The organism is Marinobacter nitratireducens (assembly GCF_000708045.1).
Taxonomy (GTDB): domain Bacteria; phylum Pseudomonadota; class Gammaproteobacteria; order Pseudomonadales; family Oleiphilaceae; genus Marinobacter; species Marinobacter nitratireducens.
Map to the genome: position 1 here is coordinate 223761 of NZ_ANIE01000003.1, position 16035 is coordinate 239795.

Genomic DNA, 16035 nt, shown 5'->3' on the forward strand with positions numbered 1-16035 from the left:
AACCAGAGATGTTGATCGTAGCCGACGAAAATATACCGTTACTGGATTCCTTCTTTGGGGATATGGGGGACATCCGGCGGGTCCCGGGGCGAACCATGACAGCGGAACAGGTTCGCGATGCAGACATCCTGCTGGTTCGGTCCGTAACTCAGGTTGGGCCACGCCTGCTGGAGGGGAGTCGTGTTCGCTTCGTAGGCACGGCAACCATCGGTACCGATCATATTGATCTCGATTGGTTGGAGCAGCAGGGTATCGCGTTTTCTGCGGCTCCAGGGTGCAATGCAAACAGCGTCGTGGAATATGTTCTCTCTGTGGTCCTGTTGCATGCCGAACGCAAGGGGCTCGACGATTGGAGCAGTCTCAGTGTCGGTGTTGTTGGCGTCGGAAGCGTTGGAGGCAAGGTTGCCCGCAAGCTTGAGCGCCTCGGCTTTGATGTTCATCTCTGTGATCCGCCGCGAGCCGAAGACCCTGACGATGAGGACGCGGAAGGATTTGAATCCCTTGCCGACGTGCTCAAATGTGATGTTGTCACCCTGCATACGCCATTGACCCGTGACCAGGCGCATGCCACCTACCATATGATCGGTGCGGAGGAGTTGTCGCTCTTGCGATCGCCGCAATTGCTGATCAGCGCAGGCCGAGGTGCAGTTGTCGACTGTCAGTCGCTGTCTGACCGTTTGGATCAGCCGGATGCCCCGGCGGTTGCCCTGGATGTCTGGGAGCCAGAACCCGCGGTGGATCCCGCCTTGATGGACAAGGTCTGGTTGGCAACTCCCCATATTGCCGGCTATAGCCTTGAGGGGAAGGTGCATGGGACTGAAATGGTCTACCAGGCGTTGAGCCGGTACCTGGGACTTCCGGTTCGTAAAAAGTCGGGTCAGTTTCTGCCAGAGCCTGCGTTGAACAAGGTGTCCTTTACCAGTTCGGCGGACGAGGCCGATGCTCTCAGGATATCGCTCCTGTCCTGTTACGATCCGCGTCGGGACGATGCTCGGATGCGAGTGGCGATACGAGGCGATGAAGCGGAACGGTCGAAAGCGTTTGATCGACTGCGGCGGGACTACCCTGTCCGGAGGGAGTGTTCAAGCCTGAAAGTTCAGCTCAAGGGCACCAGCAAATCCCTGCAGGACAGTTTTCGGGCGATCGGTTTCAAGATCAAGATCTGACTGTGATCCGCCAGAGGTCCAAGAAAAACGGGGCATTTCGCCCCGTTTTTTTATGATTGAGCCTGCTGCAGCGCCTGAATCCTCTCTTCCAGGGGAGGGTGAGTCATGAACAGTGCGCTCAAGCCGCCTCGGGCACCTCGATTGATGCCGAATGCCTGCAGGGTGTCGGGCATCTGGTCAGGTACCTCGCTTTCCTGCTTGAGTCTGCTGAGGGCGCTGATCATCGCAGAGCGACCGGCTAACTGGGCGCCTGCAATGTCCGCTCTGTACTCCCGGCGGCGCGAGAACCAGAACACGATGGTGCTTGCCAGAATACCCAGAATCAGCTCCGCTATGATGCTGACAATGAAGAAACCGATGCCGTGGCCGTTCTCGTTTCTGAAAACCACTCGGTCCACAAAGGACCCAATAACCCTGGAAGCGAAGATGACAAAGGTGTTCACGACGCCTTGGATCAGGGTCAGTGTGACCATATCGCCGTTGGCCACATGTCCGATTTCGTGGCCGAGGACCGCGCGGATTTCGTCTTTGTCGAAGCGCTGCAGTAGCCCTTCACTGACCGCGACCAGGGCGTTGTTCTTGTTCCAGCCCGTGGCAAAAGCGTTTGACTGCGAAGCCGGAAAGATCGCGACCTCAGGCATGCCGATGCCGGCGTTCTTTGCCAGTTGTGCCACCGTGTCGACGAGCCACCGCTCTGCTGGTGTTCTCGGTGATTCGATCACTTGAGCGCGGGTGCTCCACTTCGCCATGGGCTTGGATATAAGGAGTGAGATGAAGGCACCTGCAAAGCCGAAGACGGCAGCAAAGGCGAGCAGAGGGCCGTACTGGATTCCATGTTGGGAGAGGTAGCTGTCTACGCCCAGTAGACGCAATGTGAAACTGGCGACCAGGATGACGGCCAGGTTTGTTGCCAGAAACAGCAGAATTCTCATGTTATATCCCTGAGTAGTTAAGCCAGTGTAGGAGGTTGATCCTCTGACAGGGATATGTGGGCGCGGTTCACCGCTTCAATAACTTTACAGCGATTTAATGCGACTGGTCCGCAAAGAACGTTGCCTGGATGATTCTACTGATCCGGCTTGAGTGGCCGTCCTTCAATGCCGTGCGAACCAGGTGGATATACGTTGAAAGATCCTCCTGCACAGAGGGAGGAAGGCCTTCGTCCACCCGTTGGTGTGCCTGACCGAATTCCCGCGTCAGGGCGGACGGGGCGGGAGCGCTCAGACGCACAAACGCGTTGCGGGTCAGAACCGCCTGATCCAGGGCCTCCTGGCGGATGGTGTCGACATAACGCAGCAATCCTTCCTCTTCAAGCCAGAGCAGAGCGCCAAAGCAGGCCATGTGCCGTTTGCTGTGGAGTCCAAATTCATCTGGCTCATCGGGACCGGCGATGTCCTCAACGAACAGGTTTACACGCCGGGGGAAGGCCCCATAGAGCTGAACAAGGGCAATGGCTACGTCCTTGTAGAATTCTTCAACGTGAATGTCGGCCATGGTGGATGGTGGCTCCGTTACTGCTGATAATTGTCCAGGAATCGTCCCAGGCGCATCATGGCATCTTCCAGGGCGTCTGCTCGGGGCAGGAATACCACGCGGAGGTGTTGTTTATCGTCGATGTTAAAGGCAGAGCCCTGCACCAGAAGAATCTTCTCCTGCAGCAGAAGGTCCAGAACCAGCTTTTCGTCGTTGGCAATGGGGAACCGCTTCGGATCCAGCTTAGGGAACAGATACAGAGCACCTTGCGGTTTCACACAACTGACGCCGGGAATGTCATTGAGCATGCGCCATGCCGTATCGCGCTGCTCGAACAGCCGGCCTCCAGGTGTCACCAGATCATTGATCGACTGATACCCGCCCAGAGCAGTCTGAATGGCAAGCTGCGCTGGCACGTTCGCACACAGGCGCATATTTGAGAGCATCTCGATACCCTCAATCAGATCGGTGGCGCGGTGCTTGGCGCCACTGATGATCATCCAGCCGGAACGGTAACCGGCAGCTCGATAGTTCTTGGACAGCCCGTTATAGGTGAAAAACAGCACGTCATCGGCCAGCGAGGCTGTTGATACGTGGGTTGTGCCATCGTAGAGGATTTTGTCGTAGATTTCGTCGGACAGGACGATCAGGTTGTGCTTGCGTGCAAGTTCAATAACCTGTTCGAGCAGTTCCGTCGAGTAGACTGCACCCGTCGGATTGTTCGGGTTGATCAGGACAATGGCACGGGTACGACTGGTGATCTTCTTCTTGATATCGTCGATGTCGGGAAACCAGTTCTGCTGCTCATCACAGCGATAATGAACGGGTTTACCGCTCGATAGCGTGACAGCCGCGGTCCATAGCGGGTAGTCAGGCGCTGGGATCAGGACTTCATCACCAGTGTTCAGCATTGCCTGCATTGACATGACGATCAGCTCACTGACGCCATTTCCCAGGAAAATGTCATCGATATCGACTTTGTCGATACCTCTTTGCTGGCAGTAGTGCATAACCGCTTTCCGGGCCGAAAAGAGCCCCTTGGATTCAACATAGCCCTGGGCCTGGTGCATGTTGTAGATGACGTCCTGCTGGATTTCCTCGGGAACGTCCAGTTCGAATGCCGCCGGATTGCCAATGTTGAGTTTGAGCACCCGATGGCCTTCTTCCTCCAGACGGCGCGCCTCCCGCAGAACTACGCCACGAATTTCGTAACACACATTATCCAGCTTGGCGGATTTGTAGTAGTTCTGCATGGGAATAGGACTTCCTTCGTCTGGGTTCTGAAAATATTTCTTGAAAACAGACTGTTATTCTAGCGGAGCCAGGGGGGGCGGCAATAGGGGAATTATGATGAATTGTGGCGTGTTCATGCAGATTTAGACGGTAAACCTGAGATTGGTTTGAGATCCTATCTGATCTGGCCCAAACAGCCTTTGCGTGGCAATAAATATTGTGCACAATTAAGTTGTGCAATCTGTTTTGAAATGAGCCACAATTTTTGTGGGTAAACAACGGTTGAGAAAATAGTCAGAAAGGAGAGCCGCATGGCCGGTGAAAACGTTTACGATTTTACGGTTCGGGACATCCAGGGGAACGAGAAAAGCATGGCCGACTACAAAGGCAACGTGCTTTTGATCGTCAATACAGCGAGCAAATGTGGCTTCACGCCACAGTTTGAAGGCTTGCAGGGGCTGCATCAGGATCTGGGGAACAAGGGCTTTGAGGTATTGGGCTTTCCCTGCAACCAGTTCATGAACCAGGATCCGGGAAACGATGATGCCATCAGCCAGTTCTGTAGCCTCAACTATGGCGTCGATTTTCCGATGTTCTCGAAAATCGAAGTAAATGGCCCCGATGCCCACCCCCTCTACCAGTTCCTCAAGAAGCAGGCGAAAGGCCTGATGGGGTCAGAGAAGGTAAAGTGGAACTTCACCAAGTTCCTGGTGAACAGGGAGGGTAATGTCGTCAAGCGTTATCCGCCGACGGCGAAACCGGAATCCATCCGCGCAGATATCGAGAAGCTGCTGTAATGGAATTGGAATCTGACGATGTGCTAGCGCTTGATAATCAGATCTGTTTTGCGCTGTACGCCGCGAACCGGGCGGTTACCGCCCGGTATCGGCCATTGCTTGATGAGCTGGGCCTGACCTATCCCCAATATTTGGCCATGCTTGTGCTCTGGGAGCGGGAGCAGGCGGGTTTGACGACCCGTGTATCCGATCTGGGGCAGCGGCTGCGACTGGACTCAGGAACCCTGACGCCATTGCTGAAACGCCTCTCCGAACGCGGCCTGTTGACCCGTGAAAGGCAAAGCCAGGATGAAAGAGTGGTGACGGTTGCGCTGACGGAGTCAGGGCGACGCCTGAGAGAGCGGGCGCAAGAGGTACCGGAGCAGTTGCTGTGCGGTCTTGAAATCGAGCCGGAGCGCCTGGTCGCCCTGCGTCAGGAGCTGAAGGATATGATCAGGATTCTGGAGGGAGCGGCGGCATCCAGCGATTGATGGCTGATTTCAGTTCATCGCGCTTGTAGGGTTTGGTGATGTAGTCATTCATACCCGCCGCCATGCAGTCCTCACGATCCCCCTGCATCACATTGGCGGTCATGGCGATGACCGGAAGGTTTTGCCACTCTGGGTTCTGTCGGATTTTTCTGGTGGCCTCGTAACCGTCCATCACCGGCATTTGGCAATCCATGAGCACGAGATCAAACGGCTGATGTTCGAGGGCTTCGAGCGCTCGTTGCCCGTTCTCTGCATGATAAACCGTGTGTCCCATCTTTTTGAGCATGCTGCTGGCGACCAGTTGGTTTACCTGGTTATCTTCGACCAGCAGGATGTTCATTGGTCTGGATAGCGCCTCGGCCTCGCCGACCCGAGCGTTCTTCTCCTTGCCCGGCTCATGAGCCAATCCCGCGACTCTGCACAGCGTCTGGTAAAGATTGTTCCGGTTCAGAGGAAGCGAAAGCACCTGGCAACGGGAGGTTTCATTTGAAACCGTACCAGTGGCATCGGCAATAATGCTGCCATGGCCCCGCCAGTGGTTTGCGAGTTCCGGAATAGCCGGGCCGTTTTCTGCCAGCGTGATTAAAATGGCGTCCGGCGCATCCTCGGGCAGGCTCACTGGTATGTTCCAGGCAAGGAGCTGTCGCCTGATGGCGTCACCGTGTGGGTTCCCGTTTGGAAAGGCAAGGGCAACGCCAATGGTCTGAAGATCGGCGGCAATGTCGGGTAGCTTCGTCGATCCGCTGTCTTCGTGTATCGGCAGGGGTAGGGTGACGGTGAAATGGGTGCCTTGCCCTTCGTGCGATTCGACAGATATCTGGCCGTGCATCCGCTCCACTAATTGCCGACAAAGCGCCAGCCCAAGGCCCGTGCCACCATAGAGCCGCGTTGTGTCTGCATCGGCTTGTGAGAACGGTGAAAAAATCCGCTGCATCCCCTCATCGGACATGCCAATACCGGTATCTGTCACATCCAGGCGGAAAATGCCCTCGTTGTGACTGGCTTCAATGCTCACGGTACCTTGCTCGGTAAATTTGATGGCATTACTTACCAGGTTATTAACGATCTGGCGTACCCGGGTCGGATCGCCAAGAAAGGTTTCAGGCAGATCCGGGGCCAGGTTTGTGACCAGATCGATATGCTTTCTGCGCGCCTGCTGGGCATGCAGTGTGGCGCATTCCTCTATCAAGGACCGAGAGCTGAACGGAATGTTTTCGAGGTTGAGCTTTCCGGCTTCGACCTTGGAAATATCGAGGATGTCATTCAGCAGGCCCAGCAGGCTTTCCCCAGCGTTCAGGGCGATTTCAAGTCGCCCCCTCTGACCCGGGTCGAGTTCCCCTTCGAGAGCAAGCCCGAGCATCCCCAAAACGCCGTTTAACGGGGTGCGTATCTCATGGCTCATGCTGGCAAGGAAGTTGGCCCGTGACCGGGCTCTGCGGACGGCGTCTTCCTTGGCTCGGACCAGTGCCCGGTTGCCGCGCTGCAGGGCTGTGTTCTTCTCCGAAATCTCGCGGGTCCGGTCTTCGACTTCCTGTTCCAGCTGGCTCGAGTAGTTTTTCATGGCGCTCTCGGCCAACCGCATCTGGGCAAGGCTGGAGTCAATGGTTTCAAGGTGCTGGTTGATAATACCCACCATGGTCCCGATTTCGTCCTCTCGGTGATTGGCGGGCACCGGGAGCCGGACCTTCTCCGGGGAGCTGGGGCGCACCTGACTGAGTGAATTGATCACATTAAGCATCGGGCGGGTCAGCACAAAGTAGAAAATACCCAGCAGAGCTGCGGAGAGCACCAGGCTCTTCAACAGGCCACTGACCAGCGTGTAGCTTGACCGTTGAAGGAACTGCAGTCCGTAATGATAGGTGTCGATGGTCAGGGTCAGGTGCCCCAGCGGCAGATTCTGGAGTTGGGGCACCTTCAGGGGCTGGCTGAACACGCGGCTGGAGCCGAATAGCAGGTCGCTGATCCATCGGTAGGCAGAGTCCGGGCTGCTTTGGCTGGCAGCAGCCATGGTTTGACCCTCACTGTCGATGATCCTGGCATCAATCGTCGCCGGGTGTCGAAGAAGGCCATCCAGCAATTCCTCGGCCAGGCGCACGTCGATGTTGTAGGCAATCTGGGAAGCGGGGCTGAGGCTGATACTGAGCAATGCCTGGATTTCCTCTTCCATGGAATCCCTGGCACTGAAAAAGTCGAGGGTGATCTGGACCACATTCAGAACGAGGCCCAGCGCCATGGCAACCAGCACTGTATCCCGCGTCAAACGGTAGGAAAGCCGCTTTCTGAAACCTTTCATCACGAGTGTTTACAGTCCTTGTTGGCCGGCATGACTGGATTTTCCGAGCGAATTAGTTGTCGTAGTCAGCCTTCTTCTTCCATTCATCGTCGTGGAGAAAGGTGTCCCACTCACGATCCAGTTTGGCCTGCGACTCCGCGCTCGCTTGATCCTTACCTTCGGTGTTCATCGCCTCAAGCTCCTTGATGCGGGTCCGGAAGCTTTTCACCGCTTTCATGGCCAGTGGGTTGTCCCGGGATTTGCCCATTTCCGTGCTCGCGAGGTGATAGGCGTGAATCGCTTTGCGGATCTGGTTTTGGCGCACGTAGTCTCGGGCCTGGAAAACGTGAAGATCCGCGTGGGTCTTGTGGATCAGAAACAACACATATTTCAGGTTCTTTTTGGCTGTGGCGGTGTTGATCTCCCCGCTCTTATGCATTGCTTCGATCATCTTGAACAGGTTCTGCAGCAGTTCTTTGACCTGCGCGGATTTCTCCGGCGAATCGATCTTGACCGGTGTTCGGGGATCACGCTTTTCAAGAATCTGGCTTTTGAGTTCCTGAGCGTCCGCTTTCCATTTGCTGACGGGCAGGTCTGACTTGAGTGCGGCGAGCTCGTTGCACGCGGCTTCCATGCGCTTGACCAGCAGAAGCTTGAGGTCAGGGTTCAAGTATTGTCCAGGTATTTCGGAGAGCAGCCTGTTCGCACGGTTATAGACGTCTTCCCGCATCGTGATCTTGCGGGAACGCTCGATGCGGGCTTTCTCACGCATCTGGCTCATAACGATAATGGCGATCGACAGAGTAACAATACCCGCCAATACAAGAACGATCGTGGTGGTATCCATGCTGTCAGTAGTGACTCCGGTTAAGGACAGGTTCAACAATTCTAGAAAGACTAGCAGAAATCCGGGGTTGAATCTGTTTTCTAAAGTTAACGGTCATTACTGTATTTCTCAGGTGAATTATTTGTGTAATGCATATTGGTTCTGTGAATGATAGCCTGTTGGCCGATCAATTCCATTGAATAACTGCTCCGGAGTCCGTCATGGATATATCCCGCGTTGATCTTAACCTGCTGGTGTATTTGGACGTACTGCTCCGTGAGCGGAATGTGACCAAGGCTGCGAACCACCTTGGTATCACCCAGCCCGCCATGAGTAACGGCTTGCGTCGTCTGAGGGACCTTTTCGGCGATCCGCTTCTCGTGCGCACCAGTGAGGGGATGACTGCGACGGAGCGAGCGCGGGAACTCCAACCGTTAGTGCGGGGCATACTGTCCGACATCGAGCAGGCGGTTCAGGAAAAAACACCGTTCTCCGCGTTGGAAAGCCAGCGGGTTTTCCGGATCATGGCCAGTGACTATGCCGAATCCTGCCTGATGCCCCGGGTGCTCAGGCGAATCCGCCAGGAGGCCCCCCATGTCACCCTGGACGTCCTGACACCCAGTGACGTGAGCTTTCTCGACGTGGAGCAGGGTCGGCTGGACATGGCCATAAACCGTTTCGATAAAATTCCGCAGTCATTCCACCAGAAGACGCTTTGGACCGAATACTTTGCGTGCTTGATGAACGCCAGGAACCCGATCCTCAAGGAGCCCTTCACGCTTGATACCTATCTTGATGCCAGTCATATCTGGGTGAGCAAGACGGGGTTTGGTGTCGGTGTGGGGGTAAACCCCAAGGACGTGCAGCGCCTCGGTTGGGTCGATGAAGCCCTTGCCCTGATTGGGCGCAAACGCCAGATCTCGGTGTTCACCCGCCATTATCAGGTGGCGATGCTGCTGGCCGAACAGCATGACCTGATTGCCACGCTGCCTTCCCGGGCTGCCTGGTTGCAGAAAGATAATGCGCACCTGGTTGTGAAGGTTCCACCTTTCGAAATCCCGCCTTTCGAACTGAAAATGGCCTGGAGTCCGCTGTTACAGCACAACACGGACCACCAGTGGTTGCGGAAGCTGATTGCGGAGGTGGCGGAAGAGGTCGATCAGGAATTTGCCGCCTTTGGCGCTCGCTTTGAGTCTGCGGACTTGCCCCAGGCTCACCACTCAGAGCGGTAGCTCTCTGAGTTCGAGGGAACTTCTGGCGGTATCCCACATCCTCTGAAAGGTCTCGGTGAGCAGTTTGACCCGTCCACCGTCGGCGAAGTTTGCGAACCCTTCGGGTTTGTCAAATGCGTGCCGATAGACCACGCCCTCACGGTCGGCCAGCATGAACGGCTGATCGTCTGCCGGGTAGTCATCGTTGACCAGCCTGAGCTCGATTTTACTGGGCAAGCGGCGCATCAGCTCAACCAGTTGGTGGCGTCTTTTCACCAGAGGTTTGTCATCATGTATCAGGATTCGTACTTCACTGAGCCGGTGTCTCCGGGCCAATGCGGAAATCAGTTCCCGAAAACGATGGCGGTCGTACAGATCATGATCGAGGAATCGGTCATAGAGCCAGAGCCGCTGACTGGTCTGGCCTGCCAACGTATCGACAAGGTCGAGCATCCTGAGCTCGTCCGAAAACAGCCACGATCGGGAATCGTGCCCGAGCAACAAAGGCCGGTTTCGGGATTCGAGGCCCTCGGCCTGTAGTGTTGGTGCCAGGCAACGCATATCGACATGGGGAATGCCGGCATCCTCGTAGGTGTCCGAGCAGACGTGGAACCCGGAGCTTTCATAGAAGGGGATGGCATACTCCTGGGCTGATAATCTCAATTCGCGGTACTGATTGTCGGCGGCTTCATGAATCAGGTGCTGAAGAAGAGTCTCGCCGATACCTTGCCCGCGGTACTCGGGAAGGATGGCCATTCGTCCGATACACGCCGTCTCTTCCAGTGCGGTGAACATTCGCGCGACACCAATGGGCGTATTGTCCGGCGTCACTGCGAGGAAATGATCGGCAATCTCGTCGGTATCATCCCACTCAAGTTCCGGCGGTACTCTCTGCTCGTCAATGAATACCCGTTGCCGGATATCCCTGATGTGGCCGGGTGCCAGCTGCCAGCTGTATTTCCGGATTCTTGCTTTCATGGCAACACTTATTCGAAATAGACGGAACCCTGATTATACAGGTTGCAGAGTAGGCCTAGCAGGGCCTCGTCTTCTGCGAAGGTTCGCAGAGCGCCCATGTCAATCCGGGAGCTGGCACAAAGGAGTGGGGCCAGGGGGCTGGCGTCACCGCGAAGCAGATATTGTTCACCATCCACAAAGAGTGCCGTTTCCTCGCCGAGATCGTGATAAGCAAACCGTGAGCCCTCATTCCACCGAAGTTGTTCGCCTGCGTTCAGTGCTTCGGCAAAGTCCTCGGGTTTCGCGGGCTCTTCAGCGGGTACAACAATGTCCATGCTCTTGGGAGAGGTCGTGAACTGACCGAACCACAGTGCGAGGTTGCGCTTGTCTTCAAGTTCCTCGCGAATGATTCGATCGAGTTTGTCGATGACACCGCTTTTGATGGTGCCTGGGTTATCCTGCACGGTCAGTTCCGGGTCGTTGATGTGCTGCGCGGCTTGCGATTTGCTGCAGAGGAAATCTGTGAAACCGGTCAGCACGTCTTCGATGGTTGGCGCCCGGAATCCGACCGACAGGGTGATGCAATCATCTTCGGCGACACCGTGATGGCCGATGCCCGGCGGCAGGTAGAGCATGTCGCCCGGCGCCAGGGTGACGGTCTCTTCGCCATCCCAGCTGCTGAGAATGCGAAGAGGCGTACCTTCAACCCGTGGTGAGGTATGGTCGCAATGACCTCCGAACGTCCAGCAACGATGGCCCTGGGCTTGAAGGAGGAAGACATCATACTGGTCATAGTGAGGGCCGACGCTGCCTCCGACCGGCGCATAACTCGCCATGATGTCGTCCAGTCGCCAATTGGGTATGAACCGAAAGTGTTCCAGGATGTCGGAAATCTCGGGCACCCAGTGATCCAAGCCCTGAACCAACAATGTCCAGTCTTTTTCTGGAAGCTCGCCGAATCGGTCTGCGGAAAAAGGGCCATTGTGCAGCTGCCAGGGTTTTCCGTTATCGTTTTCGATCACGATGCGGGATTCAACCCCTTCCTCACAGGCCAGGCCGGCGAGCTCATCGGCAGTGACAGGGCATTCAAACCCGGGAAAGGCCTGGCGGATCACCAAAGGCTTTTTCTGCCAATAGTCACGCAGAAATTCGTTGGGTGAGAGGCCGCCGAGCATTTCCATGGTTTAACTCCCGGATTCAGATGTTGTTTGCCTGATCGACCGCGTTGCCGATGTACGAACCTGGTGTCAGGTCCATCAGCTCGGCTTTGGCGGACTCAGGAATATCGAGTGTCTCAACGAAATTCTTGATCACTTCCGGCGTCATTGCCTTGCCCCGGGTCAACGCTTTCAGCTTTTCATAAGGCTTTTCGATGTTGTAGCGGCGCATAACGGTCTGGATGGGCTCGGCCAGAACCTCCCACGCGTGGTCGAGATCCTCGTCCAGACGCGTAGGGTTGATTTCCAGCTTGCCGAGGCCCTTCAGTGTCGCTTCATAGGCAATCAGGCTGTGGGCGAAGCCTACGCCCAAATTGCGGAGTACGGTGGAGTCGGTGAGATCGCGCTGCCAACGGGAAATGGGCAGTTTGGCCGACAGGTGGCCGAACAGGGCGTTAGCAATGCCCAGGTTGCCTTCGGAGTTCTCGAAATCAATCGGGTTGACCTTGTGGGGCATGGTGGAGGAGCCAACCTCCCCTTCAACGGTCTTCTGCTTGAAGTAGCCCAGGGAGATATAACCCCAGACGTCCCGATCCAGGTCAATCAGAATGGTGTTGAAGCGCGCAACGGCATCATACAGTTCGGCAATGTAATCATGAGGCTCAATCTGGGTGGTGTACGGGTTCCAGTCGAGGCCCAGGCTTTCAATAAACTCACGGGCATTCGCGGCCCAGTCAATCTGGGGGTAGGCGGAAAGATGGGCGTTGTAGTTACCCACCGCGCCGTTGATTTTGCCAAGCAGTTCTGTGGCGCGAATCTGCTTGAGCTGGCGGCGCAGGCGGTAGACCACGTTGGCCAGTTCTTTGCCAACGGTCGATGGGGACGCTGTCTGGCCGTGCGTGCGCGACAGCATGGGCTGTTGTGCGTGTTCGCGGGCAAGGTCTTCAAGCTTGGTCACGACCCGCTCCATGGCGGGGAGCATGCCCTGATCCAAACCTTCCCGGAGCATCAGTGCGTGGGAGAGGTTGTTGATGTCCTCCGACGTGCATGCAAAGTGCACAAATTCAGTCACGGCGTGGAGTTCGGGAACGTCTGCGATCTTTTCCTTGATAAAGTACTCGACGGCCTTTACATCATGATTGGTGGTCCGTTCAATGGCCTTGATGCTTTCGGCATCTTCCAGGCTGAACTCGCTCACCAGCGTGTTCAGAAACGCATTGGCTTCGGCGGAAAACGCCGGCACTTCAGAAATCTCGGGATGAGCCGCCAGTTTCTGGAGCCAGCGGATTTCGACGGTCACCCGGTTCCTGATCAGGCCATATTCACTGAATATTTCACGAAAGACGCTGACTTTGCTGCCGTAGCGTCCGTCCACCGGGGAAATGGCAGTCAGGGCGGTGAGTTCCATCGAAAACCTCTCAAATCGTCAAAGAATCGGGTCAAAAAAGATTGGGCCGCATATGATACACCAGCGCTGCCCCGGAATCAGTTGAATCAGTGGTAAAGGGAACGGTTGGCTTGCTCAGCCAGCTCCCGGGCGTGACGGATAACCTTCTTGCGGGCGAAGATTAGCTGCCAGCGACGACCACCGCACTGGCGCCAAAGAACCGCTGAGCGGATTCCGGCCAACAGAAGGGCGCGTATTTTTGCCGCATTTTCGTCTCGCTGGAGAATGGAGGGATTGCCAGTCACCTGAATTCGGAGGCGGAACGTGCTGATGGTATCGGCGTATATCGACGCAAGATTACTGATCAGGTTGGTATGGGTGTAGCCGAAATGGCTTGCCGTATGACGAGCCTGATCAATCCGGCTGGCGATAACGTCCAGCATATCTGTCTGTCGGTTGAGCTTCGATTCAAGGTGAATCAAGTTGAGGGCGTAGCGAAGAACTTCAACGTCCTGCTGTTTGCTTTGCTGGCTCAACACCGAAGACAGAGTAACCAGCCCTTCACGGATATCACTCAACTCCCCACCGAATACATCCAGCGTGGTGTCTGGGTTGGTGGCAAACAGCGAACGAATACAGGTTTCCAGGCTGGCATCGGAGCATTGACCGTTATGAGCAATCTGCTGAACCAGGTTCGTTGCCTGGAACAGCCCTGCAAGGGCCAGTGTCTGATCATGAATGGAGCGACTCATACACGAGCTCCCTGCGCCGGCTGGTCTTCAAGGCGTGCGGGAAGTGCTTCTCCATCACGCCAGGTTTCCTCAATAACCCCTCCACCGAGGCAGATATCGCCGTCATAGAACACAACGGACTGGCCCGGGGTAACGGCGCGCTGAGGCTCATCAAACACGACCTTGACGCCATTATCCAGAACGGTCACTTCACAGTCCTGGTCGGGCTGGCGGTAACGGGTCTTTGCCTTGCAGCGAAAGCTTGCGGCTGGGGGTTCCCCGGCCACCCAATCGATCGGGCCGGAAACAAGGCCGCGGGAGAATAACAGGGGATGATGCTTGCCCTGAACCGCAATCAACACATTGCGCTTGAGGTCTTTCTCTGCGACGTACCATGGGTCGTCGCTGTAATTACTCAGACCGCCAATGCCGAGGCCCTGACGCTGGCCAATCGTGTGGTACATCAGGCCCTGGTGCCGGCCTATCTTATCGCCTTCCGGGGTTTCGATATCGCCGGGTTGGGCGGGAAGATACTGTTTTAGAAAATCGGTGAACTTCCGCTCTCCGATGAAGCAGATCCCCGTGGAGTCTTTCTTGTCATGGGTGACGAAGCCTTGCTGTTCGGCAATGCGGCGTACTTCCGGTTTTTCCAGTTCACCAACCGGGAACAGGGTGCGGGCAATGCGGTCGCCCGACACGGCGTGCAGGAAATAGCTCTGATCCTTGTTGGGGTCCAGTCCTTTCAGCAGCAAAGCTTTACCCGAATGGTCATCCAACGGGCGCTGCCGGGTGTAGTGACCGGTCGCTATGTAGTCCGCGCCAAGCGTTACTGCATAATCAAGGAAGGCTCGGAATTTGACTTCTTTGTTGCAAAGGATGTCCGGATTGGGCGTTCGACCGGCCTTATACTCCGCCAGAAAATGTTCAAACACACGATCCCAGTATTCGTCTGCAAAGCTGGCGGTATGAAGCTTTATGCCGATAGCGTCGGCCACTGCCTGGGCATCGGCCAGATCCGTCATGGCGGTGCAGTATTCAGTGCCATCGTCCTCATCCCAGTTCTTCATGAACAGGCCTTCAACCTGGTAACCCTGCTCCTTGAGCAGCCAGGCGGCAACGGATGAATCCACGCCGCCAGACATGCCGACAATGACGCGAGTGCTTTCCCGGGGAGGGGTAGATGGTGTTGTGGTCATGAGTGCTTCAGTGCCAGTGAAAAGTTCGGAATTTTAACACTTCTGGAGGACTACGTCTGTGCGTCGACGATAACCTCAAGGGGGAAGCGGCGACCGTTTCGGTAATCTTCTATGCACTCGAGCACGAGGGGGCTGCGAAGTTTGTCACCGAGATCACGGATTTCCTCAAGGTCGAGCCAGTGCGCAGCGATTATGCCGTCATCCAGCTTGTTGGTGACGTGGCGAACCGCCCGGGCTGAATAGCAAAAACGGTAGTAGGTCACGCCATTAGCGGGTGCTCTGTAAGTGTACACGCCGAGAAAATAAGCCGGATCGACCTCCCAGCCGGTTTCCTCCAGAGTTTCCCGGCGCACGGCATCCAGAATGGCTTCGTTCTCTTCGATGTGGCCCGCCGGTTGGTTGAAAACAACGCGCCCACCGCTGAGTTCCTCCACCATAAGAAATCGGCCGTTCTGATCTTCAACGATGACTGCCACTGTGGCATGAGGTGTCCAGGTCATGATGATTTTGTTCTTCTCGGGTTAGGGGGACGTTTCCGGGATCGAGGGCCGGACTTTCTCGCGGGTGGCGCCGGAAGGTTGACCTGCTCGGTTCGGTACTCACCGGGGGAAAGCCCCTCCAGGGTCCACTGGCCGATTCGGAAACGAATAAGCCGAAGAGTTGGAAAGCCGACGGCTGCCGTCATGCGCCGGACCTGGCGGTTGCGGCCTTCGGAAATGGTCAGCTCAATCCAGCTGGTAGGCACGGATTCGCGATAACGAACCGGTGGTGTTCGATCCCAGACCGTCGGTGCCGCCATCCGCACTGCCTGGGCTGGTCTCGTTCTGCCGTCCTTGAGCTCGACCCCTTGCCGGAGCCTCGCAAGCGCGTTCCCGGTGATGTCACCTTCTACCTGTACCCAATAGGTTTTTGGCATTTTCTGAGAGGGGGAGGCGATCCGGTGTTGTAGGGCACCGTCATCGGTGAGCAGCAATAACCCCTCGGAATCGAAATCCAGCCGCCCTGCGGGATATATTCCGGGTGTGCTTATCCAGTCAGCGAGAGTGGATCGGGTTGGCTTGCCGCTGTCACCCCGGTCGTCAGTGAACTGGCTGAGCACATGGAAAGGTTTGTTGAAGAGAAAAAGGTCGGCCATTCCGGTCAGTATGATCCATCGGTT

Annotated in this window: 16 protein-coding genes; 4 read left to right on the forward strand and 12 right to left on the reverse strand. The window is 56.1% G+C overall.

Features of this window, described 5'->3' with window-relative positions; translation table 11 throughout:
• The first annotated feature begins 8 nt into the window (after positions 1 to 8).
• Positions 9 to 1166 (forward strand): 4-phosphoerythronate dehydrogenase PdxB, encoded by a 1158-nt coding sequence (gene pdxB, locus D777_RS02885; protein WP_036128564.1) that lies wholly within the window; start codon positions 9 to 11, stop codon positions 1164 to 1166.
• 50 nt (positions 1167 to 1216) lie between these two features.
• Here the strand turns inward: pdxB and htpX are convergent, their stop codons facing one another.
• The 3 genes from htpX to D777_RS02900 all read right to left on the reverse strand — a co-directional run bounded on the left by htpX (position 1217) and on the right by D777_RS02900 (position 3892).
• On the reverse strand, positions 1217 to 2098 hold the full coding sequence (gene htpX, locus D777_RS02890) for a protease HtpX (protein ID WP_036128566.1): 882 nt from the start codon (positions 2096 to 2098) through the stop codon (positions 1217 to 1219).
• A gap of 94 nt (positions 2099 to 2192) precedes the next feature.
• Entirely contained in the window at positions 2193 to 2660 is a 468-nt protein-coding gene (locus D777_RS02895) for a hypothetical protein (protein WP_036128568.1), read from the reverse strand.
• Positions 2661 to 2677: 17 nt separating this feature from the next.
• Complete coding sequence (locus D777_RS02900) at positions 2678 to 3892, reverse strand: pyridoxal phosphate-dependent aminotransferase (protein ID WP_036128570.1); 1215 nt, start codon at positions 3890 to 3892, stop codon at positions 2678 to 2680.
• A gap of 291 nt (positions 3893 to 4183) precedes the next feature.
• On the opposite strand from D777_RS02900, the gene D777_RS02905 reads away from it, so the two are divergent.
• Both D777_RS02905 and D777_RS02910 read left to right on the forward strand, forming a co-directional pair.
• Positions 4184 to 4669 (forward strand): glutathione peroxidase, encoded by a 486-nt coding sequence (locus D777_RS02905; protein WP_036128572.1) that lies wholly within the window; start codon positions 4184 to 4186, stop codon positions 4667 to 4669.
• Positions 4669 to 5139, forward strand: a complete 471-nt coding sequence (locus D777_RS02910) for a MarR family winged helix-turn-helix transcriptional regulator (protein WP_036128574.1) — start codon at positions 4669 to 4671, stop codon at positions 5137 to 5139. The genes D777_RS02905 and D777_RS02910 overlap by 1 nt, the downstream gene beginning before the upstream one ends.
• Here the strand turns inward: D777_RS02910 and D777_RS02915 are convergent.
• Both D777_RS02915 and D777_RS02920 read right to left on the reverse strand, forming a co-directional pair.
• Entirely contained in the window at positions 5102 to 7432 is a 2331-nt protein-coding gene (locus D777_RS02915) for a hybrid sensor histidine kinase/response regulator (RefSeq protein ID WP_036128576.1), read from the reverse strand. The genes D777_RS02910 and D777_RS02915 overlap by 38 nt on opposite strands.
• A 52-nt stretch (positions 7433 to 7484) precedes the next feature.
• Positions 7485 to 8258 (reverse strand): hypothetical protein, encoded by a 774-nt coding sequence (locus D777_RS02920; protein ID WP_036128578.1) that lies wholly within the window; start codon positions 8256 to 8258, stop codon positions 7485 to 7487.
• Between the two features lie 200 nt (positions 8259 to 8458).
• Here D777_RS02920 and D777_RS02925 point away from each other — a divergent pair, with 200 nt between their 5' ends.
• Positions 8459 to 9469, forward strand: coding sequence for a LysR family transcriptional regulator (locus D777_RS02925; protein ID WP_036128580.1), 1011 nt, complete (start codon positions 8459 to 8461; stop codon positions 9467 to 9469).
• Here D777_RS02925 and D777_RS18220 read toward each other — a convergent pair.
• The 7 genes from D777_RS18220 to D777_RS02960 form a co-directional block, all read right to left on the reverse strand.
• Positions 9458 to 10426 carry a GNAT family N-acetyltransferase gene (locus D777_RS18220; protein ID WP_036128582.1) on the reverse strand — a complete coding sequence of 323 codons (969 nt, stop codon included), beginning with the start codon at positions 10424 to 10426 and terminating at the stop codon, positions 9458 to 9460. The two genes, D777_RS02925 and D777_RS18220, sit on opposite strands and share 12 nt — an antisense overlap.
• Before the next feature lie 8 nt (positions 10427 to 10434).
• A complete protein-coding gene (locus D777_RS02935; RefSeq protein ID WP_036128584.1) occupies positions 10435 to 11586 on the reverse strand; it encodes a ribosomal protein uL16 3-hydroxylase in 1152 nt (383 codons plus the stop codon).
• Positions 11587 to 11602: 16 nt separating this feature from the next.
• Positions 11603 to 12970, reverse strand: coding sequence for an adenylosuccinate lyase (purB, locus tag D777_RS02940; protein ID WP_036128586.1), 1368 nt, complete (start codon positions 12968 to 12970; stop codon positions 11603 to 11605).
• A gap of 86 nt (positions 12971 to 13056) precedes the next feature.
• The gene (hflD, locus tag D777_RS02945) at positions 13057 to 13701 is read right to left on the reverse strand and encodes a high frequency lysogenization protein HflD (RefSeq protein ID WP_036128587.1); all 645 of its coding nucleotides are present in this window, start codon (positions 13699 to 13701) and stop codon (positions 13057 to 13059) included.
• Positions 13698 to 14876, reverse strand: coding sequence for a tRNA 2-thiouridine(34) synthase MnmA (gene mnmA, locus D777_RS02950; protein WP_036128589.1), 1179 nt, complete (start codon positions 14874 to 14876; stop codon positions 13698 to 13700). Before mnmA ends, hflD begins: the two co-directional genes overlap by 4 nt.
• A 50-nt stretch (positions 14877 to 14926) precedes the next feature.
• Complete coding sequence (locus D777_RS02955) at positions 14927 to 15376, reverse strand: NUDIX hydrolase (protein ID WP_036128591.1); 450 nt, start codon at positions 15374 to 15376, stop codon at positions 14927 to 14929.
• Entirely contained in the window at positions 15373 to 16011 is a 639-nt protein-coding gene (locus tag D777_RS02960) for a pseudouridine synthase (RefSeq protein ID WP_036128593.1), read from the reverse strand. The genes D777_RS02955 and D777_RS02960 overlap by 4 nt, the downstream gene beginning before the upstream one ends.
• Positions 16012 to 16035 lie beyond the last annotated feature (24 nt).

Excerpts from the sequence above, each read along its gene's own strand:
- hflD (WP_036128587.1), bottom strand. The coding sequence starts at position 13,701 with ATGAGTCGCTCCATTCATGATCAGACACTGGCCCTTGCAGGGCTGTTC.
- D777_RS02905 (WP_036128572.1), top strand. The coding sequence starts at position 4,184 with ATGGCCGGTGAAAACGTTTACGATTTTACGGTTCGGGACATCCAGGGG.
- D777_RS18220 (WP_036128582.1), bottom strand. The coding sequence starts at position 10,426 with ATGAAAGCAAGAATCCGGAAATACAGCTGGCAGCTGGCACCCGGCCAC.
- D777_RS02935 (WP_036128584.1), bottom strand. The coding sequence starts at position 11,586 with ATGGAAATGCTCGGCGGCCTCTCACCCAACGAATTTCTGCGTGACTAT.
- D777_RS02925 (WP_036128580.1), top strand. The coding sequence starts at position 8,459 with ATGGATATATCCCGCGTTGATCTTAACCTGCTGGTGTATTTGGACGTA.
- pdxB (WP_036128564.1), top strand. The coding sequence starts at position 9 with ATGTTGATCGTAGCCGACGAAAATATACCGTTACTGGATTCCTTCTTT.
- mnmA (WP_036128589.1), bottom strand. The coding sequence starts at position 14,876 with ATGACCACAACACCATCTACCCCTCCCCGGGAAAGCACTCGCGTCATT.
- htpX (WP_036128566.1), bottom strand. The coding sequence starts at position 2,098 with ATGAGAATTCTGCTGTTTCTGGCAACAAACCTGGCCGTCATCCTGGTC.
- D777_RS02960 (WP_036128593.1), bottom strand. The coding sequence starts at position 16,011 with ATGGCCGACCTTTTTCTCTTCAACAAACCTTTCCATGTGCTCAGCCAG.
- purB (WP_036128586.1), bottom strand. The coding sequence starts at position 12,970 with ATGGAACTCACCGCCCTGACTGCCATTTCCCCGGTGGACGGACGCTAC.
- D777_RS02915 (WP_036128576.1), bottom strand. The coding sequence starts at position 7,432 with ATGAAAGGTTTCAGAAAGCGGCTTTCCTACCGTTTGACGCGGGATACA.
- D777_RS02895 (WP_036128568.1), bottom strand. The coding sequence starts at position 2,660 with ATGGCCGACATTCACGTTGAAGAATTCTACAAGGACGTAGCCATTGCC.
- D777_RS02955 (WP_036128591.1), bottom strand. The coding sequence starts at position 15,376 with ATGACCTGGACACCTCATGCCACAGTGGCAGTCATCGTTGAAGATCAG.
- D777_RS02920 (WP_036128578.1), bottom strand. The coding sequence starts at position 8,258 with ATGGATACCACCACGATCGTTCTTGTATTGGCGGGTATTGTTACTCTG.
- D777_RS02910 (WP_036128574.1), top strand. The coding sequence starts at position 4,669 with ATGGAATTGGAATCTGACGATGTGCTAGCGCTTGATAATCAGATCTGT.
- D777_RS02900 (WP_036128570.1), bottom strand. The coding sequence starts at position 3,892 with ATGCAGAACTACTACAAATCCGCCAAGCTGGATAATGTGTGTTACGAA.